The 5,342-nt window shown below is 34.3% G+C and carries 6 protein-coding genes and 1 tRNA gene; all 7 read left to right on the forward strand.

The window, feature by feature from the left end:
* The first annotated feature begins 115 nt into the window (after positions 1-115).
* Entirely contained in the window at positions 116-310 is a 195-nt protein-coding gene (locus B7692_RS07165) for a hypothetical protein (RefSeq protein WP_000090304.1), read from the forward strand.
* Between the two features lie 69 nt (positions 311-379).
* Positions 380-1,246, forward strand: coding sequence for a phage major capsid protein (locus tag B7692_RS07170; protein ID WP_338153588.1), 867 nt, complete (start codon positions 380-382; stop codon positions 1,244-1,246).
* Between the two features lie 10 nt (positions 1,247-1,256).
* Entirely contained in the window at positions 1,257-1,808 is a 552-nt protein-coding gene (locus B7692_RS07175; protein ID WP_084930324.1) for a hypothetical protein, read from the forward strand.
* Between the two features lie 387 nt (positions 1,809-2,195).
* Positions 2,196-2,582 (forward strand): DUF722 domain-containing protein, encoded by a 387-nt coding sequence (locus B7692_RS07180; RefSeq protein WP_239822381.1) that lies wholly within the window; start codon positions 2,196-2,198, stop codon positions 2,580-2,582.
* Positions 2,583-2,836: 254 nt separating this feature from the next.
* Positions 2,837-3,172, forward strand: a complete 336-nt coding sequence (locus B7692_RS07185; protein ID WP_033688196.1) for a YjcQ family protein — start codon at positions 2,837-2,839, stop codon at positions 3,170-3,172.
* A gap of 474 nt (positions 3,173-3,646) precedes the next feature.
* The gene (gene rlmD, locus B7692_RS07190) at positions 3,647-5,002 is read left to right on the forward strand and encodes a 23S rRNA (uracil(1939)-C(5))-methyltransferase RlmD (protein ID WP_084930326.1); all 1,356 of its coding nucleotides are present in this window, start codon (positions 3,647-3,649) and stop codon (positions 5,000-5,002) included.
* Positions 5,003-5,063: 61 nt separating this feature from the next.
* Positions 5,064-5,135 (forward strand) — tRNA-Glu (locus tag B7692_RS07195).
* Positions 5,136-5,342: the final 207 nt, after the last annotated feature.

A 5,342-nucleotide genomic window follows, 5' to 3' on the forward strand; every position in this document is an offset into this window, starting at 1 on the left:
AACAAAGTGAAAGCCAGCGTCTTTAGGCGCTGGCTGGTAATTTGGGCTTATAGCTCTGGGACAAACCACCCGTTTGACGGGTGGTCATGATTTGCATAGAAAGGGGGTGAGTATTATGGCAAGAGATACTTCTTTAGGGTATATAGTAGCCAATAAGTTTTCTATGGATCCAGATAAAAGACAGAAAATATTTTCTCAGTGTAAAAAAGAAGATAATAGCTTAGAACAACGGAAACAAGAAATACTAGAAAAATATGCTGACAAAAATAAAGAATCAACAGCTAGAAAAAATGATTTTAAAAGCTCGTAGAGTTCTAAAAGAAAAGCTAAGAGCTAAGAACTTTAGAAAAAATTATAAACAACGAGGAGCAATAAAGAGATAAAGGAGTATAAAATGGCTAAAAAATTTAGTTTGGTAGAAAAGTATGTAAGAAGTAGAGGAATGAGTATTGATGATGAAAAATCAAAAACAGGTTTAATATTATCACAAGATATAACAAGTATCTATGACGTTCCTGAAGAAGGAAAAGAATTAGTGGATCTTGTTAATGTGATTGAGTATACGGGTACTGGTGGAACATATGAAACTGTAGGTTTTGACGATGAACATCTATCAGAACTTGAATCAGAAGAGTTTAGAGATAGTAAAAGTGTAGAACTTAGAAAAAAACAGATTAGAACCAAGTTTGAACACAAGACATTTTCAGGCCGTATTGCCTTATCGTCTGAACAAGTAGATGATGGAGAATATAATATATCAGACTTCTTAAGTAACAAAATTACCCGTCTTTGTCGTAAAACACGTAATATTGAAATTGGAAAAATTCTAAAAGAAGCACCTGAAAAAAATGTTTCTAATTTTGACGAATTGAAAGATACAATAAACGATTTAAATCCTGAACGTCATAATACTCTTGTATTAAGTCAGTCACTATTTAAGTTTTTAGATAAAGAGAAATCCAGCTATGGAAATTATATTTTAAAAATTAACAAGAAGGAACAATACTCAGAAAACTTATACGTTGATGATGTTATTGTTGTATCTGATGAAGTACTAGGAGTAAAAGGCGATAAAGTTGCTTTCGTTGGGGATTTGTACAATTTCGCTACTTTATTTGAAAGAAATAAAAATAGCTTACGTTGGGTAAGTGAATCCGTTATTTATGGAATGAGTTTAATGCTATATACTCGTTTCGTTGTGAAGAAAATTGAAACGGATTGCGCTTTCTTTATAAAATGGAATTAGGAGATAGGGGATGGATATTAGAGAAGTATTATCAACATTAGAAAATCTTGATGATAAAAAAGATAAGATTGCAAAAGCAAGAACAAAGTTGGAAGAAAAAAGAAAAACAGTTACTGGAGAGAAGAAGGTTTCATTTGATAATATTGATTCTTTTTTTGAGGATAATGCTACTTCCTTAGAACAAATTGCTAAAATGAGTGAATCAATCGATCTGTTAGAGAAAGAGTATGATACTAATTTCTGGGAGGCAAAGGCAGCGATATTTGAATATATCTTTAAAGAGACTAAACGAAGAGCTGAAGAAAAGAAAATCTATAAACGTTACCAGAAGAAACTTAGGATAATTTTAGATGCCTACGATGAAATTCAAGCACTAAAGAAAGATGTAGAAGAAATACATAAAGGCGTAGTTGGAGAAATAACTCAGGAGCATTCTCTTGCAGTATATCGGACAGAAGTAAATCCAACAAGTATCCTTCCGTTCTTAAATCCTGATGTCAGTGGGCATATGAATTTTTCTAAGGAATATCGTGAGATTAAAGAGTATTTAGGTAAAGAGTAATTCATTAGAAACAAGGCTGATTTGAATATCAAGAAATTGATAGCTATATCAAAAATGGCCTTGTTTTTAATTTCAGTAAATTAGTTTCACAAAATGAAGAAAGCATAAACTAAAACAGAGTATAGGCTTGGAAGCCATGTATATCAGTAAGTTACAGAATGGAGTGAGTTTCACAGAATGTAAGATAAGAGAAACTGGGGAATAAATTAGAGGGATACTTCTTTAAATTGTCATATTGAAGAGTTGTCAAACTTAAAACAATGATACCTGGTAAGTGGAGTGTTGAAAGGCTGTTAAGCTTTTTGTCAGTTTGACAGAATGCAACAGAAGAAAAATTAAAAATCGAAGCGGAGGTACTTGACTATGTATGACCTTAGTAACAGAGACTTGGACGAGATTGATAATGAATTAGAAAGATATAGAACGATTGCTAATAAAATTTACTTGAGGAGACAAGAGTTGATACATAACAAGAAACATGGGAATGAAACGTATATTAGATCTCAGGGCAAGAAAGTTTCAAGTCCTACTGAAGATACTATAATTAGAATTGAAGAAGATTTAACATTAAGATATCTGGAAGGTTTTAAATTAATTGTAGATACCTTGATGGAAAATCTGATTGACACTGATCTAGTCATCTTTAAAATGAGATTTTTAGAAGCTGGTATGACTTGGGAAGAAGTAGCAGAGAATCTAAATAAAACTACTCGTTATATAAATAGTAGAAGAAAGGTAATCGCTAAAAGATTTATAGAACTGAAAGGATATTGACTCCCCCCACTTTGAAAAAAATTTTTTGAATACTTTGGGAACCGGTGAAGGGAACTTTTTCCAAGTCGGAGACCTCCAGACAAAAAGGGGGTAAAAACTGACCAATTTACCAGAAAAATGATTAGTTTTGAATGGCAGTATATATACTGTAGAGGTGAAATAGATAAAACTTGATTTATTGCAGGAAGATAGCAAAAGAGCTATAATAAAGTGGAGCGCAAAGGATTATATTTTAAAAAAAGGAGATTGTAGTCATGGCAAAAAATGATTATTGGGTAGTTGTGTATAAAATCCTTAATTATTATTTTCAGAAAATGAAGCATGGAGAGCCGGCCGATGAAAATGAAATAAACTCTTCCGTCCTGGAAATTCCCCACCAGTATTTAATGGATGTCTATCGTAATTTATTTGATGATGGATTTTTGACAGGTACTTGTGTAACTGGAGACATGTCTGGGGATGTTTATATTGAGAATTTGTCTCTTGTTAGAATTACAACTAAAGGTATTGAATATTTGGAGGACAACTCTAAAATGAAACAGGCTTATAAAATTTTGAAAGAAATAAAAGATTGGATACCTGGAATGTAGCGCTGGGGATATATGAGCGCTAGTGAAATAATTAGTAGGCCGAAAGATATTATAATCGAATTTATTGGATTTTATGAAGTAGTGTTTTTCTGATTTAGTTTGATAAAATAGAGGTGTGAGGGGGATTTCGTCCTCCATCTTAGTGTTTATCTCTCTTTTGCGAGAGTCAGGTTTACGTTTTTTTAAATTTTTGAGAGTATATAAATTTGGTGAGGATATGCTACAATATTACCAGGTAATAAAAAAAGCACGTTTGACCGTGCTAGTTTCTTGCCTGCTGAACTCATCATATAGTGTAGTGGCTCCTTTATGGGGCTTTTTTTGTGAACATTTTTAGGAACTTTTAAAGAAATTAAAGAAAATATAAGGAAATATGATTTTAAAGAAAATCAGGAATATCAAGGCCTTTACTTACTAATGAAATATAAAAATCAAGCGGTAGCGGAATAACTCAAAATGTGATAAGATAGGGGTATGAATCTGAAAGTGAAACAAAAAATACCATTAAAAATCAAGCGCATGGGAATTAATGGTGAGGGAATCGGCTTTTATCAAAAAACATTAGTCTTTGTGCATGGTGCTCTCAAAGGAGAAGATATCTATTGTCAGATTACTTCTATTAAACGTAACTTTGTTGAGGCAAAATTACTGAAGGTCAACAAGAAGTCTAAATTTCGAGTTGTGCCAGCTTGTACTATTTACAATGAGTGCGGAGGCTGCCAAATCATGCACCTGCATTATGATAAGCAGCTGGAGTTCAAGACGGACTTACTTCATCAAGCGCTGAAAAAATTTGCTCCTGCAGGATATAAAAATTATGAAATCCGTCCAACTATTGGTATGCAGGAACCAAAGTACTACCGTGCTAAGTTACAATTTCAGACTCGAAAATTTAAGAATCAGGTCAAGGCGGGCTTATATGCACAAAACTCTCACTATTTAGTAGAGTTGAAAGACTGCCTGGTACAAGACAAGGGAACCCAAGTGATTGCTAATCGTCTAGCAGAATTACTTACTTATCATCAGATTCCAATCACGGATGAGAGAAAAGTTCTAGGAGTTAGGACTATTATGGTCCGACGAGCAAGAAAGACTGGACAGGTTCAGATTATTATTGTTACAAATCGCCAGCTTAATTTAACCCTGCTGGTAAAAGATTTAGTTAAAGATTTTTCAGAGATTGTGACAGTAGCTGTGAATACAAATACAGCTAAAACCAGTGAGATTTATGGAGAAAAGACAGAGATTATCTGGGGTCAAGAGAGTATTCAAGAAGGTGTTCTTGATTATGAATTTTCACTATCTCCTCGCGCTTTCTATCAACTAAATCCTGAACAAACAGAAGTCCTCTATAGTGAGGCAGTAAAAGCGTTGGATGTTGATAAAGAAGACCATTTGATTGACGCTTATTGTGGAGTTGGAACGATTGGATTTGCCTTCGCAAAGAAAGTTAAAACACTCAGAGGTATGGATATTATTCCAGAAGCCATTGAAGATGCTAAGCGAAATGCTAAAAGAATGGGATTTAACAACACACATTACGAAGCAGGAACAGCGGAAGAGATTATTCCTCGCTGGTATAAGGAAGGCTACCGAGCAGATGCTCTGATCGTAGATCCACCACGTACAGGTCTGGATGACAAGTTATTAGATACAATTCTTAACTATGTACCAGAAAAAATGGTTTATATTTCTTGCAATGTTTCGACCTTGGCTCGTGATTTGGTACGCTTAGTAGAAGTCTATGACCTCCATTATATCCAGTCGGTCGATATGTTCCCACACACTGCTCGAACGGAAGCAGTTGTGAAATTAATTAAAAAAGTTTAAAAAAGTAGTTGACAAAGTTTAAAAAGTCGGTATAATAGTAAGAGTTGAAAATAACAGCTCAGGTCCGTTGGTCAAGGGGTTAAGACACCGCCTTTTCACGGCGGTAACACGGGTTCGAATCCCGTACGGACTATGGTATGTTGTGGTTGCGGCACTTGATGAAAAAAGATTAAAAAAGTTTCAAAAAAGTGTTGACAAGCGAAAGCCACTGTGATATACTAATATAGTTGTCGCTTGAGAGAAGTGAGTGACAAAGACCTTTGAAAACTGAACAAGACGAACCAATGTGCAGGGCACTACAACCAAGGTTGTAGTACTGAACAATGAAAAAACAATAAAG

The organism is Streptococcus mitis (genome assembly GCF_002096925.1).
Taxonomy (GTDB): domain Bacteria; phylum Bacillota; class Bacilli; order Lactobacillales; family Streptococcaceae; genus Streptococcus; species Streptococcus mitis_AF.

What these genes read in the sequence shown, in the direction of transcription:
- B7692_RS07165 (WP_000090304.1), top strand. Translation starts at nt 116, where the DNA reads ATGGCAAGAGATACTTCTTTAGGGTATATAGTAGCCAATAAGTTTTCT.
- B7692_RS07175 (WP_084930324.1), top strand. Translation starts at nt 1,257, where the DNA reads ATGGATATTAGAGAAGTATTATCAACATTAGAAAATCTTGATGATAAA.
- B7692_RS07185 (WP_033688196.1), top strand. Translation starts at nt 2,837, where the DNA reads ATGGCAAAAAATGATTATTGGGTAGTTGTGTATAAAATCCTTAATTAT.
- rlmD (WP_084930326.1), top strand. Translation starts at nt 3,647, where the DNA reads ATGAATCTGAAAGTGAAACAAAAAATACCATTAAAAATCAAGCGCATG.